Source organism: Ignavibacteria bacterium (assembly GCA_025612375.1).
GTDB lineage: Bacteria > Bacteroidota > Ignavibacteria > Ignavibacteriales > SURF-24 > JAAXKN01.
Window position 1 is genome coordinate 270,322 of sequence record JAAXKN010000002.1, and the last position, 23,781, is coordinate 294,102.

The following is a 23,781-nucleotide window of genomic DNA, read 5'->3' on the forward strand; positions in this document are numbered from 1 at the left end:
AATCCACTAAGCTTTTCCTCATTCACTTACATCAGCATGACGCTTACTATCAGTGTGACAAGAAGGCAGACAAAAAGCGTGAAACCGTAGATGCCTATAAGCGAAAATGCCTTCCACAATACAGAAGAAGTTTTCTGAGGAAAAGCGTTCTTCATTGAAATAATAAAGTAAACAATTGAAATTACACAGGCGGCTAAGATAAACCATCCCGAATCGTAAATTGCCATAGCACCCAGAAAGCAGCTGAAGAGAAGAAAAAGGAAGCTGTGAAAGTGTATGGAATAAATAAGGAATTCATAATAGTAGTGTCCTTTGCGGACATTAAATAACATCACAAAAGACGCAAAAAGAGGCATCAGAATGAACATAAGATAGGAAATGTTCTTCAGTACCGAATGGGAAAATTCCTTTTCGCCAACCTCTTTTCTTTTATTTACCTGAGAATTTATAAAACTCCCAAGGGCCGAATTCTTTACTTCTTTTGAAGCCATTAAGGAATCCAGTTTTTGTTTTGCCCTTAAAGCCTTCAAAGAGTCCTGGCTGTCTACCGGAACAACATCGGAATCGGAAGGGCCGATTTGTATAATAGTTGTTCCCTCTTTGTCTTTTGAAGTGTGCTCTTTCCCCTCAGATTTATGCCCGGACATAAGTCCCACGAGAAGGAAAAAAATAAAGCTCACAAAAACATAAATTCTAACAGGGGGGACGTATCCGGCCCTTTTGCCCGTATTAAATTCACGTGTTAAATATCCCGGTTTGAAGAGCAGGAATTTGAAAGTCTGGAAGATCTTTGTGTCCAGGTGAATTGTTCCTTCAAGGAATTCCAGGACAAGGTGCTTAAACGGCACCTGGAGTGAATGATTCTGCTGCCCGCAGCTGGGGCAGTAGTTGTTTTCATCCTTGAACTCGTAGCCGCAGTTAAGGCATACATCCGATTTAGAGTGATTGTGGCTCAAAGGTTACATCCCAATTTTTGAAACCTCAAAATAGGATGTAATTTGATTTTTTTCAAGGACAGGTTTGAAATGTCACAGGCCCCAGGGCCCGTGACATTCCAGGAAAGATCATACAAAAAACAGGGTAATGGAGGAAACTGCAATCCACAGTATAACACCCATTACAAACGGCCTTACGCCAACGGTTTTCAGAGTCCTGCGCGAGAGATTTGCACCGATGAGAAAAAGCGTCACAACAAGTCCTCTTTTGGCAATCTGATAAATTACTTCGGAAACAGGAGCAATAACAGGAAAGTAGGTGTTAAGCACCATAGCTACAAAAAACGCGATAATGAAGTATGGTATTTTAACCTTCTTTACGTCACTCCGGAAGGCAAGGCCCGACAGCAGGGCAACGGGAATAATCCACAGCGCCCTTGCAAGCTTTATTGTTGTTGCCGTTGCAAGCGCGGTTTTGCCGTACTGGGAGGAAGCCCCTACAACAGAGCTCGTGTCGTGAATGGCAATTGCCGACCAGAGACCGAACTGCCCTTCCGTAAGGTGAAAGTGATGCCCTATGGCAGGAAAAATAAGAAGGGCAATGCTGTTAAGAATAAAAACAACTCCAAGCGCAACAGAAGTGTTTTCGTTTTTAGCGTTTATGACCGGCGCTACGGCAGCAATGGCGCTTCCGCCGCATATGGCAGTCCCGGCCGATATGAGGTAGGAGGTTTTACGGTCAACCTTCAGTATTCGTGAAACGATAAAACCGAATGTAAATGTGAATAAGATTCCGGCTACAGTATAAATGAGCCCCTTTTTACCGGCATCCAGAGCCGCCAGGGCATTCATTCCGAAACCGAGCCCGATTACGGAGTACTGAAGAAGTTTGTGTGTCAGCTTTCCGGTTTCCTCCTGTAAAGGGTTGCCTGTAATGATTGAAAATGCAATTCCCAGTAAAAGCGCCAAAGGGGCGGGTACAAGGGGGAGAATACAAAGCACAATGAGCAATATGAACGAGATCTTTGCGTAAAACTGTTTATTCATTCCTTTAAAATCCAATTTGTTGAACTGTAAATTATAAGTTTTACCGTTTTAATTCTAATGAATAAAAGTTATCCGGTATAACCTGATGTTATACCTGTACGGTGTAGCGGTTCTTAAGGAATGATACAAAGCTGCTCACAAGTTTTTCGGAAGTCCCTTTCTCATGCACAAAGTAAAAATTTCTGAAGATCCTTCCTTCCTCCAGCTCAATTACCTTGAATTCGCCCCGCATGATTTCTTCCTTCATGGCCTGAATGGAAACAACTCCAATTGCATCGGCATGCTTAAGAAAAAGCTTAATGCTTTCGGTAGAGCCAAGCTGTATGAGGGTGTTCATATCGTTCAGGCTAAGGCCGTATTGCCCGATAAAATCCTCAAAGACTTCGAGCGTGCCTGAGCCTTTTTCGCGCAGGACGAGATCCGACTTTCTGAGGTCATTTAAGGAACAGGCTTCAAGGCGGTAATAAATGCTGGCCTTATGTGTAATTAAAACCAGTTCATCCTTAATAAAAAGGGTATACTGAAGGGCGTTATTTTTAGGAAGGCCCTCAATTATCCCCAAATTTATCTCGTGCCTCTGCAGGAGGTTTTCAACGGTCTCGCTGTTCTCGTTTAATAAAGTCAGCTTCAGCGAGGGGTTAGCCTGGCGGAACTGAGCCAGTACCGGAGGCAGCACGTACTGCGCAATTGTTGTGCTGGCACCAATTGTAAGTTCTCCTGAGACCTGTTCGCTTAAAAGTGACATGTCATTTTTAAGCCTTTTGAACTGGGATAGTATTACACCCGCATGCTCAAGAAAAAGTTTTCCTGCTGCGGTAAGGACGATTCCCTTGTTATTCCTCTCGAAGAGTTTGATACCCAGTTCATCCTCAAGGGAGTTAATCTGCTTTGTAACCGCGGGCTGGCTTACAAAAAGGTCCTCGGCAGCCTTTGAAAAACTCCCCTCAGTTGCAACTTTATGAAACACCAGAAGTTTAAACTCATTCAGCATCGCAAGTGCTCTTTCCGGAATTGTTAAGATTCATAAAAGTAACAAATTACTTCAAAAGGCGCAAAAAAAGTGGAGAAGCGGCTACCTGGCGCTCATGTACCAGATGCTGAAGTAGTTTTTCTCATCAGTCCACAGACTTTCTTTCCTGAAGCATTCATGCGTCATGCGTTCAAATTCGTCCGGGTCGTACTTGTATGAGTATTCCGTAAGTATCTTGTCTCCCCTTGTCAGATATATCTTTTTGCCGAAAATATGAACTGTCTGGACGAGTTTGCTTACCAGATACATTTCAATTCTGTCTTTAATGTGATTGTAGACTGCCTTGTGCTCAAAATTGGAAATATTAAAGTCGGCGCCAAATTCCCTGTTGAGCCTTTCCAGGATATTAAGGTTGAAAAGAGCAGTAACGTTCTCCCTGTCGTTATACGCCTTCTGCAGAATTGAAGGATCCTTTTTAAGGTCGGTTCCAACCAGGAACCCTCCGCCGCGCCCGAGGAAGTGTGCAGCTCTTTTTAAGAAATGCTGAAGCTCCCGGTGAGTGAAGTTGCCAATGCTTGAGCCCGGATAATAAAGCACTTTATGGTAATCCTTCGGGATTATGTCGAAAGAGGATTCAAACTCTTTTGTGTAATCACTGACAACAGGAATAACTTCCAGTGAGGGATAATCGAGCCTGAGCTTTTCAGCGGATTTTTTTAAGTGTTCTTCGGAAATATCTACCGGCACATAAAGGGGCAGTTCCTTCATATTGTCGAATAAGAGGCGTGTCTTTGTGCTGCTTCCGCTCCCGAATTCAATGAGGGCAGTCTTTGGCCCGGCTATATAATTTACAATCTCCCTTATATTGTCCTCCATTATCCGGGTCTCTGTCCGGGTCAGGTAATATTCATCAAGCATGCAGATAAGGTCGAAGAGTTTTGATCCTCTTTCGTCATAAAATAATTTGCTTGGCAGCCTTCTGGATTCTGCAAGCAGGCCTTCAAGTATTTCTTCGTGCAGGCCTGGTTCTTTAACGAGCTGGTTTTGTAACATAGAACTTTCCTCCGGTTGATATTAATTGAAATACCAGTGCTGTTTTAATTATCGGGTCGTGAGAATCACCAAAACATTAAAGGGCGCCACCCACCGAAGCCGGTGGCGCCGGAATAACTTAGTCTTAAAGAACCGGTGCGTCTTTAGCAAGGCGTATACCTGTAAACTGCCATCTGCTCTGCGGATGGAAAAAGTTCCTGTATGTCCGCCTTATATGCCACAGGCTGGTTGCGCAGGAGCCACCGCGCAAAACCATCTGGTTCGACATGAATTTCCCGTTGTACTCGCCCAGCGCGCCCTGAAGTGGCCTGAAGCCGGGATAAGCCACATAAGGGCTCGAAGTCCATTCCCACACGTCCCCGTACATCTGATGAAGAATGGGGGATGTAATATTGTGCATTAATGGCGAGGGATGGAAATGCCCGTTTTCAACAAAATTTCCATCCATCGGGTGGTCCGATGAGGCGGCTTCCCACTCCTCTTCTTTAGGCAGGCGGAAGCCGGCCCAGCGTGCATATGCATCCGCCTCATAAAAGCTTACGTGGCATACAGGTTCCGAAGGATTCAGCTTCAATAAGCCGCCAAGCGTAAAGTTGAACCATTCCCCGTCTTTTCTCTGCCAGTAAAGGGGTGCCTGCCAGTTTTCCGTTTCTGCAGCTATCCAGCCGTCCGAAAGCCAGAGCTCCTGATGCCTGTAGCCCCCGGCCTCAATAAAATCCAGGTATTCGCCGTTTGTCACAAGGCGCGAAGCAAGCCTGTAGGGCTCCAGGTAAACATTGTGGCAGGGCAGCTCGTTGTCAAAAGCAAAACCCTTTGCTTCGTGCCCAATGCGGTAAATTCCTTCATCAAAGCTGAGCCATTCAATTGGAGGTATATGCACAATCTGAGCCTCTTTGGCCGTGCTGTATACCGGATAAAGGGGATTAAGCGAAAACATATGCTTAATATCTGTAAGTATGAGCTCCTGGTGCTGCTGCTCGTGGTTAAGCCCCAGTTCAATTACCGGGGCTATCTGGTTCAGCTCCTCATCTGAGGCCCTGTCCAGGAATTCAAGCACCTGTTCATCGACGTGTTTTCTGTAATCCCAAACATCTGAGACCGTGGGGCGCGAGATGAGCCCCCGCATTGAACGCGTGAAGCGGTCCCCCGCCTGAACGTAATAGCTGTTGAAGAGATAATTGTATATGGGATTAAATGAACTGTAATCCTTTTTAACTTTATTCAGCACAAAAGTTTCAAAAAACCAGCTCGTATGAGCCAGATGCCACTTGGCGGGACTTGTATCCGGCATTGACTGTACGACATAGTCCTCAGTTTTAAGAGGATTGCAGAGCGTTTGGGTGAAAGAACGCACCGACTTAAAATTCTGTGTAAGTTCTGTCCTTTTTGTAAAGACACCATCGGTCCTTACTTTATTCTCAGTTTCACTTCTATTTATTTCCGGCTGAGCTTTTGATTCTGCCTGTTTCTTCATATCCGTCCCTTAAACTTTATAAAAATTAAGTTCCCGGTAAAATTGTATCTAAGGATTATTAATAAATTATCCGCCCTAATTCAATCGATGGAAATTTAATTGCCCATGCCCAAAAGAACAGCCCCTCATGCTTAGAATCGGCTTAATGCCTTGATTTTACCCGGGCAGTGTTTTTTCTTGAAATTATAGGCGAAGTTAAAAACATTAAGGGACGCAGCATTTGGACAACAACCGCACATCAGACAGCCCTTGGATTGACGTCAGTGCCCCCGTTCATAGCGGAATGGTGCACTGGCCCGGGGAGCCCGAGGTTTCAGTCTACAGGATCTCAAGCATAACTGAAGGAAAAGATGCCAACGTTTCGGGGCTTTCAATGAGCGCTCATACGGGAACACATATGGACGCACCGTTCCACTTTATTAATAACGGTAAGGATATCTCGCAGGTACCCTTTGAGGCTCTCATAGGAGAGACTCTGGTTATTGATGTGAAGAACCCTGAGGTTGTGGACCTCCAGGACCTTAGAGATTTCGATATAAGGCCTAAAGACCGCGTGCTCTTTAAGACTAATAACTCCAATAGGGAGTGGTTCAATATGAATTTCAGCACCAATTACACAGGGCTTTCAGCCCGTGCGGCAAAATACCTGGCCGAACGGAAAGTTCAGCTTGTAGGTATAGATTTCCTTTCTATCGGCACTCACGCAGAAGACGAGGAAGTTCACAGAACACTCCTGGGTCAGGGTATCTGGATCATTGAAGGTCTCTATATGAAAGACATAGCTGAAGGCGCCTATGAAATGATTTGTCTGCCCTTAAGGCTCATCGGGTGCGATGGTGCGCCGGCAAGAACGGTATTAAGAAAAATATAAGCAAAGGAGAACTTTTAATGGATGATAAAAAAATGATGTTCGGAATAATCGGACTCGGGAAAATGGGCGGCAATCTGGCGCTTCAGGCAATGGAAAAGGGTTACAAGGTTGCAGGCATGGATAAATCGGAGCTTTCACAGGAACTAAGGGAGTCGGCTATTCAAAAAGCCAAAGATGTAAAAGGACTGATTGAAGACCTTAAAAGGCCCCGCGTTGTATTCCTTTATGTCCCGGCCGGGAAAGTAGTGGATATAGTAATTGATGAACTTTCCCAGGTAATGACCAAAGGCGACATTATTGTTGATGGCGGCAATTCGTACTGGGGCGATTCAATAACGCGCGCCGGAAGACTAAAAGAGAAGGGTTTATATTTCATAGACTGCGGCACAAGCGGCGGCATCTCAGGCGCAAGGCATGGTGCCTGCTTTATGGTAGGGGGCGAAACTGAACCGGTTAATATAATTGCCCCGATATTAAAGGACCTCGCGGTTCCTGAGGGTTTCGTCCATGCGGGGCCATCCGGCTCGGGCCACTTTGTAAAGCTCGTCCATAACGGAATCGAGTTCGGAATGCTTGAGGCCATTGGCGAAGGCATGGACATGCTGGAGCGCTTCAGGGAAAAGCTCAATATAAATGAAGTCCTCCACGCCTGGAATCACGGAAGTGTCATCAGGTCATGGCTTGTTGAGCTGATGGAAGAGTCATATAAGGATCTTAGAGGCATGGAAACAGTTCCGCCGTATGTTGAAGACACAGGTGAGGTCAATTGGCTTGTAGAAGATGCCTTGCATATGGAAATTTCGATACCTGTAATAAGCCAGTCGGTCATGCAGCTATTTACTTCACGTGACAATCAAAAGAACTGGGCGCGAGCAATTGCCATGATGCGCCATGGCTTCGGCGGCCATCCGTATGGTGAAAATGAAGGGATTAAAAACGAAAGACGATTTGGAAGAATAGGCGGATACCTGATGGAAGATGAAAAAATACGACCAGCTGAAAAAAGGAGATAAAGATGAGGGATATATCAGTAAAGCGCCCTTCATGGAAGGAGGTCTTAAGGGAGGAAAGGGTCCTGGTGCTTCCCGCGGCGCACGATGCACTGACGGCAAGGCTCATTGAACGCGCTGGTTTTAAGGCCTACCAGATCGGAGGCTTTGCACTTGCAGGCGTGATGCATGCCGTTCCTGACGTGGACCTGGAGCACTTCGGAGAAAAAAGCGAGGCTGCACGGAGTATTATTCATTCCACAAAACTTCCGGCCCTTGTCGACTGCGACGACGGATACGGGGATGTAAAGAATGTTAACCGCGTAATCCGAAGCTATGAACTCATGGGAGCCGCGGCTGTTTTTATTGAGGACCAGAAGGCACCAAAGCGCTGCGGGCATATGGCCAAAAAAGAGGTAATCCCTGTTGAAGACATGGAAAAGAAAATAAGCGCTGCCGCCGACGCAAGGCGGAGCCGCGACTTTTTTATACTTGCCAGGACGGATGCAATTGAGCCCAATGGCCTTAAGGATGCCCTTAAAAGAGGGGACCGTTACCTGAAGGCGGGCGCGGACGGGCTTTATTTTGACGGCGTTGAAAGTAAAAAAGAGCTTAAGAAAATTGGCTCTACATTCGTGGGCGTTCCGCTTGCAACAAGCGTCCTTGAAAGAGGGGGGAAGACACCGGCCCTGAGCCCGAAGGAATTCCGGGAGCTGAATTTCTCAATGATACTATATCCCACAACAATACTTTTCCGCTTGACGCGACAGATCGAACGTGCGCTTCAGGACCTGAAGGCCGGGCGCCAGATGCCTGAAAATGAATCAGTTGATATGAAGCAGTTTGAAGACATTGTGGACCTGCAGTACTGGGCTGAACTGGAAGACAGATATCATACACGCTGAAAGCCGGGCTTAAATAAATATTTTTTTCCGGGGCTGGTGCCCAAAGAAACAGCAGCCCGCATGCACCCGCCCGGGAAGAGGGGATCTATTCCTTGCTTTTCATATTTACTACCCCTATATTTCCTCACAACAAATCACCGGGGTCAATTCATGAAGAAAAAATACTTTATCATTCCCATGTTATTCCTTTCATTTGGTTTTCTTGCATACAGGGTCGCAGATCATTCAATCGATTCAATACTTCAGAAGCTTCAGATGACGAGCGAAGACGCCAAAGAATACGCCTGGAGCGACTGCTCGGGCTGCTACTTCGGCCACCCGATGCCGGGGGAGCTTAAAGATACTCCATTAAATGAACGCCCTCTTATAGTTAAAGCTGTCGGGGAATTTGTGAAGCTTTATTCAAAGTCTGAAGACTTCAAAAGGCGTTACCTTGAGCAGCGTGATGTTAGTAAGCCCCAGCCCCCGGAGTCTCCTAAATCCATGGCCGAAATTAAGAAAAATGATAAAGAACAGATGAAAAAAAGCCTTCAGGAGATGGAAAAGGCAAAAGCCAGCCTGCCTGCCTCGCAAAGGGGTGAATTTGAAAAGATGATTCAGGAGTTGAAGCAGCAGATGGCTGAAATGGATAAACAGGATAACGTGGCTTACAGCTCAGAGACCGAAGAGTACATGAAGCAGGGTTACGAAGCCGAGATGAAGGAGTACCAGGAAAGGCTTAAGGAGTGGGAAAGGGATTACCCGAACGAGCCTGACATGATGATAAGAAGGTGGCTCGAGGAATTCCTGAAGGCCTCGTCCGATGTGGATTTTGATGCACAGGTAAGTACAGATGAATTTGGCAAAAAGAGATTTGTAAACGCTGACTATGAGCATAAACCCGACATTTGGAAGCTCTGCTTCAGGGCAGGCCGCCAGACCACGGAAGCCGGGCGCAAATTTGCCGAATCGTGGCTTAAAGAATTAAAATAAATAGTTGAATATCTCTTCTGCATGGTGGATGGACATTTCTTCTGTAGGGGCGCACGGCGGTGCGCCCCCGCCTCTGGCGTTGGCGTACCAATACGGGTTTACTCACGTAAATAATATCTGTCAAGTTCCCATTTTGCTGGATTTGTGACTATATAATTCTGAATTGTATATAGCTCCTTTTCATTGCGGATAATATGTTCATAATAGTTTCTTTGCCAGACAGCCAAATTAAACCCCGCAATATTACGTGCTTTAATTGTAACAGTGGATTTAAAACCTGAGATAAAAGAGGAGAGTGATTTTGAGAGAAATCCAGGAGGTGCTGGGTTTACCTGAATCGGTGGTTTTATCTTTTCTTCATGTATAAGATGGGGGTTATCTATTATGACAATACCATGTATGTGATTGGGCATTATTATGTACTCATCATAAGAGATTTCCTTGCGAATCCTGGCGGAATTTTCCCATTCCTCAAGAACAATATTTCCCAGATTATTCAATTCTACTTTTTCATTTTGTACATACCCAAACAAATTTCTACGTTCGAATGCACAAATTGTAACAAAATAGTATCCGAATGATCTATAATCATAGTCTCTAAGTCTGATTGAGTGTCTTTCCTCCATAAAAGTCTTCCCTGTAAGGATTAAAAAACCATTCTTTTGTAGGGGCGCACGGCGGTGCGCCCTGACGGGAAAAAACAATTTGACCAAAATTGAAAATTCCCCTATAGGAGTTATTCGGATTTGTAAAAATATCTAACGCATAAAAGCGTCCGGGCGCACCGCCGTGCGCCCCTACAGAAAAAATAAAATAATAGCAATCATATATTCTACATTACCTCGTGCTCGTGATGGGCGTGGTTTTTGAGAAACGGGGTTAAAAGATCTATCGGGACAGGGAATATTGTTGTTGAGTTCTTTTCCGTTGCAATTTCCGTCAGGGTCTGCAGAAATCTCAGCTGTACTGCAACGGGATTATTTGCAATTACTGTTGCAGCCTCATAAAGCTTCTGGCTGGCCTGGAATTCCCCGTCGGCGTGTATTACCTTGGCCCTTCTTTCGCGCTCTGCCTCAGCCTGCTTTGCCATTGCACGCTTCATTTCTATCGGCAGGTCCACGTGCTTAACCTCCACGTTCGAGACTTTTATTCCCCAGGGCGATGCCTGTGCGTCAATTACCTTCTGCAGCTCGGCATTGATCTTCTCCCTTTCGGCTAAAAGCTCGTCCAGAAGCGACTGACCCAGTATGCACCTTAAAGTGGTCTGCGAAAGCTGTGAGGTTGCCTGCACGAAATTCTCCACTTCCACTATTGCTTTTTCGGGATGGAATACCCTGAAATAAACAACTGCGTTTACCTTCAGTGAAACGTTGTCTTTTGTAATTATGTCCTGCTCCGGTACATCAAAAACCACCGTCCTAAGGCTTACCCTTACCATCCGGTCCACTATCGGGATCAGCAGAACAAGGCCCGGACCCTTGCTCCCGATCAGGCGCCCAAGGCGGAAAACGACTGCGCGCTCATATTCACGCAGTATTCTGATGGCGCTGAAAAGAATAATCAGTGCAAAGAAAACCAGTACCGTCAGTAATGCCGATGCGGTTTCCATACTTCCTCCAATTGTTGTTAATACTTATGCTTAAAAATTATATGCCGTGATTCTCTTTCCTTACTTTCAGATTCATACCTTCTACATTCTCTACAATTACCCTTTCACCTTTATTTATTCCCCCTTCCAGGCTCTCGGCCGACCAGATCTCACCGTGTACGTGTATCTGCCCTAAAGGGCTGAGGTCCGAAATTGCCACGCCTTCTTCCCCTATTATACCCTGCACGCCCGTTGAGGTCTTAAGCTTCTGCGCCCTTATTCCCATACCGATTACAAAGAGGAAGAAAATGACAGTCATAAGAACGATTGAAACTACAATTTCTTTTGAAAGCATCAGAACCTCCAGAAAAGAGCTGGTCTGAAAGAGCATCATGGAGCCCAGGAAGAGCGCTGCGGCCCCTCCAATTGTAAGAAGTCCGTGGCTTACTATCTTGATTTCAAGGATGAATAAAATAACAGATAAAATAATTAAGCCGATTCCGGCGTAGTTAATTGGAAGCGTGTGCATGGCGTAAAAGGCAAGTATTAAGCTTATGGCCCCGATTACGCCGGGGAATATGGAGCCCGGGTTATAAAGCTCAAACATGATTCCGTACATGCCGAGAATAAGCAGTATGTAGGCTATGTTAGGATCGCTTAGAACCTTAAGCATCTTCTGCTGGAATGTCATCTCTATATTAACAAGCTTAACGTCATTTGTTTTAAGCGTCTTTTCACCCATGGAGGTCCGGACTTTCATGCCGTTAACTTTCTGGAGCAGATCCCGCGTATCCTTTGCAATGAGGTCTATTACTCTGGTTTTCAAAGCCTCGGTTTCAGTAATGGAAAGGCTTTTGCGTACGGCGTCTTCAGCCCACTGTATGTTGCGGTTTCTTTTCTCGCTAATAGATCTGATGAATGCCGCGGCGTCATTAGTGGCCTTTGCCAGCATTACGGAATCTGCCTGCCCCTGCAGCGTTACCGGATGCGCGGCTCCAATGTTGGTGCCCGGAGTCATGGCGGCAATGTGGGCCGAAAGTGTAATAAATACTCCTGCTGAAGCTGCCTGCGCTCCCTCAGGACTTACAAATACGATTACGGGAACGGGGGAGCGGAGGATTTCCGAGACCATATCGCGCGTGGATGAGAGGAGTCCGCCCGGAGTGTTAAGCTTTACTACAAGGCACTCGGCGCCGTTTTCTGAGGCTTTCGAAATGCCCAGCGCAAGGTAATCTTCTGTTACCTGTGTTATGGCCCCGTCAATTGAGATAATATAAACCTTAGCCTGCTGGGCATTTGAAGAGGCGGCAAAAAGCAATAGTATAATAACTAATACTTTCATGGCTTAACCTGGTTTTTAGTTTATTTCCAGAAGCCAGAATATTTCCCCCTTAAATTTAACAGGGGGAAATTGAAAAGTTCAAAAACAATAAAATATCTTTTCCGCTTTAATCCCTGCCCTAAACTTTTATCTTTTTTGTAAAGTTCAGTACTATAGGGTTTACAATACGGCTAAATTCATCCATCGTCAGCTCAATTGCGTCTGTGTGGCTGCCGGCATTAAAGAAAATTTCCTTATTGTTCAGAAGGCTTTTTGACATGTAGACATCCATGTCGTAAAGCTTCCCGAAGGGCGGCATTGCGCCTGCCTCGCAGTCGGGGAATTTGCTCCTGAATTCAGTTTCGGTGCAGAGCCTTACTTCACCGGCATCGAGTATGCTTTTAAGGAGTTCAAAATCAATTCTCTGCGATGCCGGAAGCACAGCCATTGCAAGCTCGCCGTCAATCCTTATCATTACCGTCTTGGCAAACTCCTTTCCCTTGATATGAATTGAGGCCGCCGTTTCCTGTGCCGTAAATGCCAGCGGATGGTTAATGTTTTTGTAGCGGATTTCAGTGTTTTCTAAAAATTCCCTTACTTTGCTGGTAACCATATATACCTCTTATAATTAATTATTTATAATGAGCATATAAAGAGCAGTATTTTCAGTATGTTAAGAAAATTCGGTTTCCCCCATTTATGGGGGCAGACTCACAAATAGCCTGTCCTTCCATTCCCTAATCAGTTTAATAAAAAGCCCTGACTAGCGCAATACAGAATCCTGTTTTTTTATAAAATTGTCAAGCCATTTAAGCTGATACAACGGTGAAGCTAAACCGCAATGCCCGGGCTCACCAGCTGCTCGGAAAACTTATAGTGCACGTTTCTTTTTCCAAGGTACTGAAGAATTTTTGTATAGATCCTTTCCTCCTTGCCAAGCGCCTCGGGAGGTATAATTCCCATTGCAGAAATTTCACCCTCAAGTATAAGGTCTGCTGCAGCCGTGCAGGTGTAGCCTGTAGTGCGTGCCATAGATGAGACTTTCTGCCCCGGGTCCCCCTCGTCATAAAGCAAAGCTGTAATTTCTTTTTTCCCCTCGCGCGCTGCGGCCGAGATAAGTATTTTCATTACGGTAAATTCCTTTTCCCCCGGCTCCTGTTTCCAGATCGGGAAAAGGAGCTTTGTTGTAAGGTCAATGGGCCTTACTTTATGGCTTCCCAGGTCTATAAAATTACGGCTGAAAAATCCGGTGTCCCTCAGGGCTTTAATTACTTCAAGGTGCCCCGGGTACCTGAGCGTCTTTTCCGCCATATCGGGGATGTCCATTGTTCTTATCAGCGTGCGCAGGCCGTCTGTATTAAAGGCTTCAAGAGTGCCGATGCCTTTTACGTCCACAAATTCAGGCTCCGAAAGAGCCTCCTTTATCACAAGTTTTCCCCCTTCAACTATTCTTGCCGGGCGTGTATATTCCTCTATGACATCGACCGGGGAAAAAGGAGCCTTGTACTGGTAGGGGAATGTCCTTTCCGAAGGGAGCCCGCCGACCATGCATTTATAGCTTTCCACTTTATACTTCGAGGCGTAATGGCCGAGTATTATGTTACCCATTCCCGGCGCAACGCCGCAGTCAACAATAGCCGTAACATTATTGTCCTTTGCCAGTGAATCCAGAAGAAAAGGATCCTCACTGAAAAAAGATATGTCGGCAGCGTTTTTGCCTTCTGAAATAACCGTCTTTAATGTGTTAAAACCTATAAAGCCTGGCACTGCGCCTATTACGAGGTCGGCATTCCTTATTACCTTCTTCAGCTCCTCAGTATCCCTTAAGTCCATGGCAATTGTATGAATGCCGAGGTATTCCAGCGGTAGGAGATTTTCTTCAAAGAGGTCGACTGAGGTAACCTTATACTTTCCTGCCAGGTCCTTTGCCATCACGCTTCCAATCATACCGGCTCCAAGCACAGTAACATTTTTCATTTTTTATCTCCTCTGTTGAATTTCTTCGTCATAAGAATATATTATTTAATAAGAGGGTGAAATTATATTTCCTGATAATACCGCAGGCCTTAAAAAATGGGCCGTTTACTGATTTATGTGACCGTTTGTTTATAACAATTTTATTTAATGGAAAAAATGGATTTTTTACACTGATGCTTCTTCTTTTCTGCTTTTCAGGGTTCAATAAGGTGCAGCATTATAATTATTATAAAAGATTTCCGTAAAGCTCCAATAGTGATAAGATAAAGGAGGGATGTTATGTACTTTAACGGAAAGAACCTTGCAGACAAAAGGCTGATCTGTTTTCCGTATGCCGGCGGGAGCTCTCACATTTTCAGAAGGTGGCATGAGGCTCTTCATCAGCATGTGGAGGTTGTTGCCGTTGAACTTCCCGGCAGGGGAAGGCGCTATACGGAAAGGCTTTACAGCAAGCTTCCGGAACTTGTTGAGGATCTGAAGGAAAAAATTCTGCCGTACCTGGACAAGCCATATTATTTCTTCGGCCACAGCATGGGGGCTCTCATAGCATTTGAAATGACACAGGCACTGAGGAAAAGCTACCTGCCTGAGCCCGATCACATTTTTGTCTCGGCCCACCCGGCTCCAAACTTTCATAAAAGAGAACCATCAATGCATAATCTGCCTGAGGATAAATTTATTACGAAACTCAAAGAGATGAACGGCATGCCCGGGGAGGTTCTGAAAAACAGGGAACTGATGGAGCTCATGATGCCGATTTTAAGAGCAGATTTTTCTGTCTGCGAAACATATACGTATAAACCCGTCCCTAAAACCGACTGTCCTATTACTGTTTTCGGGGGGCTGGCTGATGACGGCATTAGTCTGGAGGAGCTTGAAGGCTGGGCAGAGATGACAAACTCATCATTTGAGCTGAATCTTCTGCCCGGCGATCATTTTTATATTACTAAATCTGAAGAGATGCTTTTGAAAATCCTTTCTGAAAAGCTGGCCCATTACAGCGTGGGTGTCAGCCTTAAATAGAGGACTTGAGGGAAATATTACAGCCTGTCCTTGGCAACTTCAATGCTGATTTTCTTGCCGCGGATCTGGTTGTCCTGCATTACCTCAATTATTTCGCCGGCGTACTTTTCAGGGACGTTGACGAAAGTGAACTTGTCGAACATATCGATCTCGCCTATGATTTTACCGGGAAGTCCGGTTTCACCTGCAATTGCGCCAACAATATCGCCCGGCTTAACCTTATCTTTCTTCCCGACATTAAGGAAGAGTCTTGCAACAGGGCCATCGCCTTTGGAAAGGTTTCCTTTTTTGGAGCGGTCCTTTTTGCCCGTTTCTCCCCAGAAGTCGTCCAGCCTGCGGTTTTCCTTTTTCCGGTCTTCAGGTCTTTTCCTTTCTTCCTTACGGCCTTCTTTTCTGCGGCCGTCTTTTCTGCGGTCTCCCCTTCCTGTATCTTCCCAGGAGAATGACTCTCTTGCTTCAGGCACAAATTCAGGGGTTTCCATTTCGCTCTGGAAATTCATCTTCATCATTGCGGCAGCAACGTCAAGTGAGCTGTTTTCCTCATCAATAAGCTTTTCAACAAAGCGGATGTACTTTTTAAGTCCGCCTTCTTTAATCGTCTTTCTGATCTCATCGAGGAATATGCCCGCCTTAACTTCCCTTACGTCGTCAAAGGTGGGAACGTCCATGAGTTTCATTTTTGTCTTTGTGTACTTCTGTATATCCTTCAGGCGGTAGAGGTCACGGCCGGTTACAAAAGTAAAGGCGCGGCCCGATTTGCCTGCGCGGCCCGTTCTGCCGATCCTGTGTACGTAGTACTCTTCATCCTGCGGCATGTCGTAGTTAAAAACAGCCTCAACGTTTTCAACGTCAAGCCCGCGTGCTGCAACGTCGGTTGCAATGAGTATCTCGATAATGCCTTTTCTGAATTTTCCCATAACTTTTTCGCGTGTAGCCTGCTTCATATCGCCGTGCAGAGCGTCTGCGGCGTAGCCGCGTGCCTGCAGGTGTTCTGTAAGCTCATCAACGCCGCGCTTGGTATTGCAGAAGACAAGTCCCAGTTTAACGTTATAAAGGTCTATTACGCGCGTGAGGACTTCAAGTTTATTTTTCTCACGCACCTCGAAGTATATCTGTTCAATGCTGGGCACGGTTAAGACCTCGTGCACGACCTTGATATTAACAGGGTCTTTCTGGTATTTTTTTGCGAGGTCTTTTATAGGCTTTGGCATTGTAGCTGAAACCATTACGGTCTGCCTGTCTTCTGGTGTATGCTTTAATATCAGTTCAATATCGTCCCTGAAGCCCATATCGAGCATTTCATCTGCTTCGTCAAGCACAACCATCTTTACATTATCAAGCCTGATGGAGCCTCGTTCCATATGGTCCATGACCCTGCCCGGAGTTCCGATTACGATCTGCACGCCTCTGGAAAGGATGTTAAGCTGACGCTCTATCGACTGTCCCCCGTAGACCGGAAGGAGGGAGAATCCTTTTTTATATTTTGCAATTTTACTTATCTCTTCAGAAACCTGGAGCGCGAGTTCGCGTGTAGGGCAGAGTATGAGTGCCTGTATGTTCCTGTCGTGAGGGTCCAGCATTTCCAGGGCCGGAATTCCGAATGCGGCGGTTTTCCCGGTTCCTGTCTGTGCCTGCCCAATGATGTCATGCCCCTCAAGGAGGGCCGGAATAGCTTCTGACTGGATTGGTGTTGCCTCTTCGTATCCAAGGTCAGTAATTGCCTTTTGAATTTCTTTTGATAAGTTTAGTTCTTCAAACCTTTTGTTCATTAAAATCCCGTTTTTAATAAAATATAATGTATTAGCGGCTACTTTTCAGCACATCAATCCCTGCATCATAATATATGAGCAATGGTTCATTTTTTCAAATGCAGAAGATGGAAAACTAGTGGTATCAATTCAGCAGTCTAATTTAAGACATACTGGCCTGGCGGCAGCCGTTTTTACGCAAGATGATATATACAATTGGCTCTAACAAACAAATTGCACGGAGACAAAGACCGGATTAAATTACAACCTGAAAGGGGGAATAAAATCATACTACTCTTTGAGTAACAACGGAAAAGTAAACCGTTTACAAGAATACCGAAATAAACCTTAGGAAACAAGTTAAACTTTGTGCCGGACGCCTTTTTGCCGCACCACTGCCCCGGGGTGGAAAAGTGAAGAAAATTAGAAATTTGAAAAATATCTTCGGGGAAAGCGAATAAATAACGAAAAAATGTGAACATTAATGCAAAAAATTCACAAATAACCTTGACAAAGCGGGTTCGAGGGCCTATATTGCAAACAATAATTAAAAATTTATGAAAGACATAACAGTAAATATTTCCAGAGAAAAAGCTGCCGTGCTGCACGGAAGCCTGGGTTATGTCTTGCCAGGTACTTCAATCAATAACATTTCTTTAGAAATTCTCCTCCTAGGGATTAGCATTATTATCGTAGTGCTCGGTATTATTATTAGCATTCTAAGCTAAAAATACTTGTCAATCCCTAATCAAAAATCAAAAAATTACACAAGCACAAATTAAAAGATCAGATCAGGGGTTGACCTGAATCCAAAAGGTATGTTTCTGAAGAGAGAAAATTCAGAGGAAAACGTGAGATCTGATTTAATTAAACAGGGTTTCGATAAGGCTCCCCACCGCAGCCTCCTGAGGGCTACGGGAGTAGTCAAAACCGATGAGGACTTCAAGAAACCTTTCATCGGCATCTGTAATTCGTACGTGGATGTAATTCCGGGCCATGTGCACCTCCAGGACTTTGCCAAAATAGTGAAAGAAGCCGTAATTGAAGCCGGCGGCGTTCCTTTTGAATTTAATACCATAGGCGTTGACGACGGCATTGCAATGGGGCATATTGGAATGCGCTACTCACTGCCGAGCCGCGAACTGATTGCCGACTCGGTTGAAACCGTAATTGAAGCCCACCGCTTCGACGGCATGGTCTGTATCTCGAACTGCGACAAGATAGTGCCCGGTATGATGATGGCTTCGGTACGCATAAATATACCGACCATATTTGTCTCGGGCGGCCCTATGAAGGCAGGACATATGCCCTCTACAGGTGAACGGACTGACCTCATTTCGGTCTTCGAGGGAGTGGGGCAGTATAAGTCGGGACAGATCACGTCCCAAAGGCTTAAAGAACTTGAAGACTTCAGCTGCCCTTCCTGCGGCTCTTGCGCAGGCATGTTTACGGCAAATTCAATGAACTGCCTGCTTGAAGCTCTCGGACTCGCTCTTCCCGGAAACGGAACTGTACTTGCAATTGACCCTAAAAGAAAAGAACTGGCTAAGGAAGCCGGTAAAAAAATAATCGAACTCGTTAAAAAAGACTTAAAGCCGCGTGACATCATAACGCGTTCTTCAATGCTAAATGCATTTGCTTTAGACATGGCAATGGGCGGAAGCACAAATACAGTATTGCATACGCTTGCCGTTGCAAGTGAGGCCGGTCTGGCTTTCGACCTTAATGAATTAAATGAGCTTTCACGCAAAGTCCCTTATATCTGCAAGGTAAGCCCGGCTACAGCGCTTGTTCATATGGAAGACGTCGACCAGGCAGGCGGCGTTACAGCAATATTAAATGAGCTTTCGCGTGTTAAGGGCGTGCTTGACCTCGATCGCCCCACGGTTACAGGAAAGACGCTGGGCGAGAACATTGCATCTTCAAAAGCTAAAGATCAGAAGATAATCCGGTCAATTGAAGAGCCCTTCAGCCACTCGGGCGGCCTGGCAGTACTTTTCGGCAATCTTGCTCCTTTGGGGTCGGTTGTCAAAACCGCGGCTGTGGATGAAAAGATGCTTAAGCATACTGGTCCTGCAAGAGTCTTCAACAGCCAGGATGAGGCCGTAAGCGCCATAATGGACGCAAAAATTAAAGCTGGCGACGTGGTTGTAATAAGATATGAAGGCCCCAAAGGAGGCCCCGGAATGCCCGAGATGCTTTCACCTACAAGCGCTATAGTCGGAATGGGCTTAGGCGACAAGGTGGCCTTGATTACAGACGGAAGATTCTCCGGCGGCACAAGAGGCGCCTGCATAGGGCACGTTTCACCCGAGGCTGCCGACATGGGTCCCGTTGCAGCCCTCAAGGATGGCGACATAATAAAAATTGACATACCCGGAAAAACACTAGAAGTGGAGCTTTCGGATGAAGAGATCAGTGCCCGCCTGGAGGCATTGCCGGAATTTGAGCTTAAAATTAAAACAGGATATCTCGCCCGCTATTCACGCATGGTCACCTCAGCCAATACGGGCGCGGTCTTAAGAATCCCTGAAACCAGAAAGAAAGAAAAGGTGCAGTAATATGAAAGAAAACAACGGTATGATGAGAGGAGCAGAAATATTTTTTGAATGCCTCAGAGAGGAGAAAGTTGAATATGTATTCGGATATCCCGGAGGCGCGGTCCTGAAACTTTATGAAAAGCTCTACGACGTGGATTTCCTTGAGCACATTCTGGTGCGCCACGAGCAGGGTGCAACTCATATGGCTGAAGGCTACGCAAAGGCTACGGGAAAGCCCGGCGTGGTGCTTGTGACCTCGGGTCCGGGCGCTACAAACACAGTTACCGGTATAGCTGACGCATACATGGACTCGGTGCCTCTTGTCGTCTTTACAGGCCAGGTCGCTTCTCACCTTATCGGTAACGATGCTTTCCAGGAAGCTGACATCGTTGGTATTACGCGCCCTATAACAAAGCATAACTTCCTCGTGCGTGACGTGAGGGAGTTGGCTTCAACAATTAAGAAGGCTTTCTACATTGCCTCTACCGGGAGGCCCGGACCCGTACTGGTGGACCTTCCAAAAGATGTAATTAACTCGGAATGTGAATTCCAGTATCCGGAGAGCGTTGAATTAAAAGGCTACAGGCCGTTTTTCTACGGGCACCAGTACCAGATCAAAAAAGCAGCCGAGATGTTAAGAGCGGCCAAGCGCCCCTTGCTCTACGTCGGAGGCGGCGTTCTGATTTCCGGCGGCTCCAATGAGCTCAGGGTTCTTGCCAGTGAACATAACCTGCCCGTTACGATGACGCTTCAGGGCCTTGGAGCTTTTGACGGAACGAACGAGCAGTCGCTTGGAATGCTCGGAATGCACGGCACCTACTGGGCTAACCAGGCCGTAAGCAACTGCGACCTTCTTATTGCTCTCGGCGCCCGTTTTGACGACAGGGTTGCAGGCGACGTTAATAACTTTGCACCTAAAGCTTTTAAGATACACGTGGATATTGATCCAACTGCAATAGATAAAAACGTCGTTGTGGACCTTCCGATTGTGGGCGACGTTAAGCACGTAATGGCTGAACTTGCAGCTGAACTTGGTGAACCTTTAAGTTTCCCGGAATGGTGGAACGAGATTAACCAGTGGAGAGACGAATGCCCGCTTGTCTATGAAGACAACGACGGACAGTTAAGAGCGGAATACGTAATTGAAAAGCTCTCGGAGAAGACCAAAGGCGAGGCTGTCGTTGTTTCAGACGTGGGACAGCACCAGATGTGGACCGCACAGTACTATAAATTCAAAAACCCCCGCTCGCTCCTTACAAGCGGCGGACTTGGAACCATGGGATTCTCGGTGCCCGCGGCAATTGGTGCAGCTTTTGCCGTGAAGGACCGTCCGGTTATTTCCATCAGCGGCGACGGCGGCTTCCAGATGAACATCCAGGAGCTTATTACGGCTGCGGCATATAAGGTTCCGGTTAAGTTCATAATTATCAATAACAGCTTCCTCGGCATGGTGCGCCAGTGGCAGGAACTTTTCCATTTTGAGAAGTACAGCTTTACAGACCTCTCGGAGACCAACCCCGACTTTATGAAGGTGGCCGAGGCTTTCGGGCTTAAGGCTTTCTCGACAGATTCACCGAAGGAAGTAGACTCTATACTGGACAAGGCTTTTGAAATAAACGACGGCCCTGTACTCATAGAATTCAAGGTGGTGCGCGAAGATATGGTTTTCCCGATGGTTCCGCCGGGAGCCAGCTACGAAAAAATGATTGTTAAACGACTGAATCCAAAATCAACGAAGTAATAAATATGAAGCATATAATTTCTGTATTGTTAGAAAACAGGTACGGCGCTTTCAACCGCGTTGCTACAATGTTCAGCGGAAAGGGTTTTAATATACAGAGTATTTCAATCGGTGAGACTGAAATGCCTGAGGTTTCAAGAATGACGCTCGTTACTTCGGGCGACGACAAGATAATCGAACAGGTGGTTAAGCAGCTCAACCGCCTCATCGATACAATAAAGGTGATTGATCTTACACAGACTCCAACTGTAATAAGGGAACTTGCCATGATTACAGTATTCTACCAGAAAGGCACACGCTCAGAGATCCTGAATGTGGGCGACATTTTCAGGGGCAATGTGGTTGATATTAACAATAAAACCATAACGCTCGAAATTACAGGACCGCCCGACAAAATTGACGCCGCGATCAACGTCCTTGCCCCTTACGGCATTAAGGAACTTGCGCGCTCGGGTGCTGTAGCCTTGAAAAGAGGCGAACAGACAAAAGATTTTAAAAAGCAGACTAATTATTCACAACTTTAACACAAGGATTAAAATGAAAGTTTATTATGAACAGGATGCGAACCTGGATGTATTAAAAGGTAAAAAAATTGCCGTCCTCGGCTTCGGCAGCCAGGGACATGCCCACTCACTTAATTTAATGGAAAGCGGTCTCGATGTAACAGTTGGCTTGAGAGAAACCAGTGCTTCATGGCCCAAGGCTGAAAAAGCAGGACTTAAAGTTAAAACCGTAAAAGAAGCAGTTAAGGATGCAGACGTTGTAATGGTTCTTCTTCCCGACCAGACACAGAAAAAAGTTTACGACGAGGAAATAGGTCCTTATATTAAATCAGGTGCCACACTGGCCTTTGGCCACGGATTCAACATACACTACAAGCAGATCGTGCCTCCGGCTGACATAAATGTTATGATGATTGCTCCTAAAGGCCCGGGTCACCTGGTAAGAAGAACATATCTTGAGGGTAACGGCGTGCCTAACCTCATAGCTGTTTACCAGGATCCTTCAGGCAAGACAAAAGAAATGGCTCTTGCATGGGCAAAGGGCATTGGCGGAACAAGAGCAGGTGTCATTGAAACAAACTTCAAGGATGAGACTGAAACCGATCTCTTCGGCGAACAGGCTGTACTCTGCGGCGGCTCTGCAGAACTTATTAAGGCCGGCTTTGAGACACTTACTGAAGCCGGATATCCGCCTGAACTGGCATACTTTGAATGCATGCACGAGATGAAACTTATTGTCGACCTCTATTATGAAGGAGGCCTTACAAGAATGAACTACTCCGTAAGCGAAACAGCTGAATACGGCGGCATGACACGCGGAAAAAGAGTTATAAACCCCGAAGCAAAAAGCGAAATGAAAAAGATCCTTGCTGAAATACAGGACGGACGCTTTGCAAAGGAATGGCTTGATGAATGCAATAACGGGCTTCCTAACATGAAGAAGATGAGAGAGGAAAACCAGGAGCACTCAATTGAAAAGACAGGATCTAAGCTCCGCTCAATGATGAGCTGGCTCTTCAAGAAAAACGCCAAGGAAGAGGTGGGCGTATGAGTTTCAAGGTAATGCTGCTCCCGGGCGACGGTATCGGTCCCGATATCGTAAGCTCTGCTGTCAGGGTAATGAAACTGGTTTCGGGGAAGATGAACTTCCCCCTCCAGTTTACAGAAGGGCTCATGGGCGGATGCTCATACGAAAAATACGGCACTCCGCTTTCAGAAGATGTCCTAAGCGAGTGCAAGGCTTCAGACGCGGTATTGCTCGGAGCCGTAGGAGGGCCCAAATGGGAAACATTACCCCACCACCTGAAACCCGAGGCAGCGTTATTAAGGATCAGAAAAGAACTGGGGCTTTTTGCAAACATCAGGCCCGCAAAAGTCTACGACTGCCTGGTCGATTCCTCTTCACTTAAAGCGGAAACGGTTAAGGGAACGGATTTCATTGTTGTTAGAGAGCTTACAGGCGGAATATACTTTGGTGAACCCCGCGGCTTTGACGATTGCAGGGGATGGAACACCATGGAATATACACGCGCCGAAGTTGAGCGCATCGCAAGAATAGCATTTGAAATGGCGCGCACGAGAAGTAAAAAAGTTATGTCTGTCGATAAGGCCAACGTGCTTGAAGTCTCACAGTTCTGGAGAACAGTGGTGCATGAGGTGCATAAGGAATATCAGGATATCACTCTTTCCGATATGTACGTGGATAATGCTGCAATGCAGGTTGTACGTAACCCGAAACAGTTCGACGTTATTGTTACAAGCAATCTTTTCGGCGACATCTTAAGCGACATTTCAGGCATGATAACCGGAAGTCTTGGAATGCTTCCTTCTGCAAGCATGGGTACCAAATACGCCTTGTATGAACCGATACACGGCAGTGCCCCTGACATTGCAGGGCAGAACAAGGCAAACCCTCTTGCTACAATTTCCTCGGCTGCAATGCTCCTTGAGTATTCGCTTAAGAATCCCAAAGCTGCTGCCGTTATAAACGGGGCGGTTGAAGGCGTCCTGGCCGAAGGATACAGGACAGCCGATATATATTCCGAAGGCACAAAGCTCTTGTCTACAACGGAAATGACAGAGGCGGTTTTGGAGCAGGCGGAAAAAATACTTTCAGAAAAGTAA

Annotated in this window: 20 protein-coding genes and 1 pseudogene; 10 read left to right on the forward strand and 11 right to left on the reverse strand. The window is 46.0% G+C overall.

The window, feature by feature from the left end:
• Positions 1-26: 26 nt before the first annotated feature.
• The 5 genes from HF312_02890 to HF312_02910 all read right to left on the reverse strand — a co-directional run bounded on the left by HF312_02890 (position 27) and on the right by HF312_02910 (position 5,479).
• Complete coding sequence (locus tag HF312_02890; GenBank protein MCU7519133.1) at positions 27-956, reverse strand: DUF3667 domain-containing protein; 930 nt, start codon at positions 954-956, stop codon at positions 27-29.
• A 108-nt stretch (positions 957-1,064) separates the two neighbouring features.
• Complete coding sequence (locus HF312_02895) at positions 1,065-1,982, reverse strand: putative sulfate exporter family transporter (GenBank protein ID MCU7519134.1); 918 nt, start codon at positions 1,980-1,982, stop codon at positions 1,065-1,067.
• An 88-nt stretch (positions 1,983-2,070) separates the two neighbouring features.
• A complete protein-coding gene (locus tag HF312_02900) occupies positions 2,071-2,973 on the reverse strand; it encodes a LysR family transcriptional regulator (protein MCU7519135.1) in 903 nt (300 codons plus the stop codon).
• Positions 2,974-3,054: 81 nt separating this feature from the next.
• Positions 3,055-4,005 carry an L-histidine N(alpha)-methyltransferase gene (gene egtD, locus HF312_02905; GenBank protein MCU7519136.1) on the reverse strand — a complete coding sequence of 317 codons (951 nt, stop codon included), beginning with the start codon at positions 4,003-4,005 and terminating at the stop codon, positions 3,055-3,057.
• A gap of 124 nt (positions 4,006-4,129) precedes the next feature.
• Positions 4,130-5,479 (reverse strand): ergothioneine biosynthesis protein EgtB, encoded by a 1,350-nt coding sequence (locus HF312_02910; protein MCU7519137.1) that lies wholly within the window; start codon positions 5,477-5,479, stop codon positions 4,130-4,132.
• Positions 5,480-5,699: 220 nt separating this feature from the next.
• Here HF312_02910 and HF312_02915 point away from each other — a divergent pair, with 220 nt between their 5' ends.
• The 4 genes from HF312_02915 to HF312_02930 all read left to right on the forward strand — a co-directional run bounded on the left by HF312_02915 (position 5,700) and on the right by HF312_02930 (position 9,216).
• Complete coding sequence (locus HF312_02915) at positions 5,700-6,350, forward strand: cyclase family protein (protein MCU7519138.1); 651 nt, start codon at positions 5,700-5,702, stop codon at positions 6,348-6,350.
• A 17-nt stretch (positions 6,351-6,367) separates the two neighbouring features.
• Complete coding sequence (gene gnd, locus HF312_02920; GenBank protein MCU7519139.1) at positions 6,368-7,363, forward strand: decarboxylating 6-phosphogluconate dehydrogenase; 996 nt, start codon at positions 6,368-6,370, stop codon at positions 7,361-7,363.
• A 2-nt stretch (positions 7,364-7,365) separates the two neighbouring features.
• Positions 7,366-8,244, forward strand: coding sequence for an oxaloacetate decarboxylase (locus HF312_02925; GenBank protein MCU7519140.1), 879 nt, complete (start codon positions 7,366-7,368; stop codon positions 8,242-8,244).
• Between the two features lie 150 nt (positions 8,245-8,394).
• Positions 8,395-9,216: a hypothetical protein gene (locus HF312_02930; GenBank protein MCU7519141.1), complete on the forward strand. Its 822-nt coding sequence runs from the start codon at positions 8,395-8,397 to the stop codon at positions 9,214-9,216.
• A 98-nt stretch (positions 9,217-9,314) separates the two neighbouring features.
• Here HF312_02930 and HF312_02935 read toward each other — a convergent pair whose 3' ends face one another.
• The 5 genes from HF312_02935 to HF312_02955 all read right to left on the reverse strand — a co-directional run bounded on the left by HF312_02935 (position 9,315) and on the right by HF312_02955 (position 14,102).
• On the reverse strand, positions 9,315-9,842 hold the full coding sequence (locus HF312_02935) for a transposase (GenBank protein ID MCU7519142.1): 528 nt from the start codon (positions 9,840-9,842) through the stop codon (positions 9,315-9,317).
• Between the two features lie 206 nt (positions 9,843-10,048).
• Positions 10,049-10,825 carry a slipin family protein gene (locus HF312_02940; protein MCU7519143.1) on the reverse strand — a complete coding sequence of 259 codons (777 nt, stop codon included), beginning with the start codon at positions 10,823-10,825 and terminating at the stop codon, positions 10,049-10,051.
• Between the two features lie 37 nt (positions 10,826-10,862).
• Entirely contained in the window at positions 10,863-12,146 is a 1,284-nt protein-coding gene (locus HF312_02945) for a nodulation protein NfeD (GenBank protein ID MCU7519144.1), read from the reverse strand.
• Positions 12,147-12,264: 118 nt separating this feature from the next.
• Positions 12,265-12,738: a YbaK/EbsC family protein gene (locus tag HF312_02950; GenBank protein MCU7519145.1), complete on the reverse strand. Its 474-nt coding sequence runs from the start codon at positions 12,736-12,738 to the stop codon at positions 12,265-12,267.
• Positions 12,739-12,956: 218 nt separating this feature from the next.
• The gene (locus tag HF312_02955) at positions 12,957-14,102 is read right to left on the reverse strand and encodes a saccharopine dehydrogenase (GenBank protein MCU7519146.1); all 1,146 of its coding nucleotides are present in this window, start codon (positions 14,100-14,102) and stop codon (positions 12,957-12,959) included.
• A gap of 279 nt (positions 14,103-14,381) precedes the next feature.
• Here HF312_02955 and HF312_02960 point away from each other — a divergent pair, with 279 nt between their 5' ends.
• Positions 14,382-15,125 carry a thioesterase gene (locus tag HF312_02960; protein MCU7519147.1) on the forward strand — a complete coding sequence of 248 codons (744 nt, stop codon included), beginning with the start codon at positions 14,382-14,384 and terminating at the stop codon, positions 15,123-15,125.
• Between the two features lie 497 nt (positions 15,126-15,622).
• On the opposite strand, the pseudogene HF312_02965 reads toward HF312_02960, so the two are convergent.
• A pseudogene (locus HF312_02965) lies at positions 15,623-16,894 on the reverse strand (DEAD/DEAH box helicase).
• Positions 16,895-17,724: 830 nt separating this feature from the next.
• Between HF312_02965 and ilvD the strand changes: the two are divergent.
• The 5 genes from ilvD to leuB are packed head-to-tail and all read left to right on the forward strand — an operon-like array spanning position 17,725 to position 23,781.
• Positions 17,725-19,434, forward strand: coding sequence for a dihydroxy-acid dehydratase (gene ilvD, locus HF312_02970; GenBank protein ID MCU7519148.1), 1,710 nt, complete (start codon positions 17,725-17,727; stop codon positions 19,432-19,434).
• 22 nt (positions 19,435-19,456) lie between these two features.
• Positions 19,457-21,154, forward strand: coding sequence for a biosynthetic-type acetolactate synthase large subunit (gene ilvB, locus HF312_02975; GenBank protein MCU7519149.1), 1,698 nt, complete (start codon positions 19,457-19,459; stop codon positions 21,152-21,154).
• 5 nt (positions 21,155-21,159) lie between these two features.
• Positions 21,160-21,678 (forward strand): acetolactate synthase small subunit, encoded by a 519-nt coding sequence (gene ilvN, locus HF312_02980; GenBank protein MCU7519150.1) that lies wholly within the window; start codon positions 21,160-21,162, stop codon positions 21,676-21,678.
• A 7-nt stretch (positions 21,679-21,685) separates the two neighbouring features.
• The gene (ilvC, locus tag HF312_02985; GenBank protein ID MCU7519151.1) at positions 21,686-22,708 is read left to right on the forward strand and encodes a ketol-acid reductoisomerase; all 1,023 of its coding nucleotides are present in this window, start codon (positions 21,686-21,688) and stop codon (positions 22,706-22,708) included.
• The gene (leuB, locus tag HF312_02990) at positions 22,705-23,781 is read left to right on the forward strand and encodes a 3-isopropylmalate dehydrogenase (GenBank protein ID MCU7519152.1); all 1,077 of its coding nucleotides are present in this window, start codon (positions 22,705-22,707) and stop codon (positions 23,779-23,781) included. Before ilvC ends, leuB begins: the two co-directional genes overlap by 4 nt.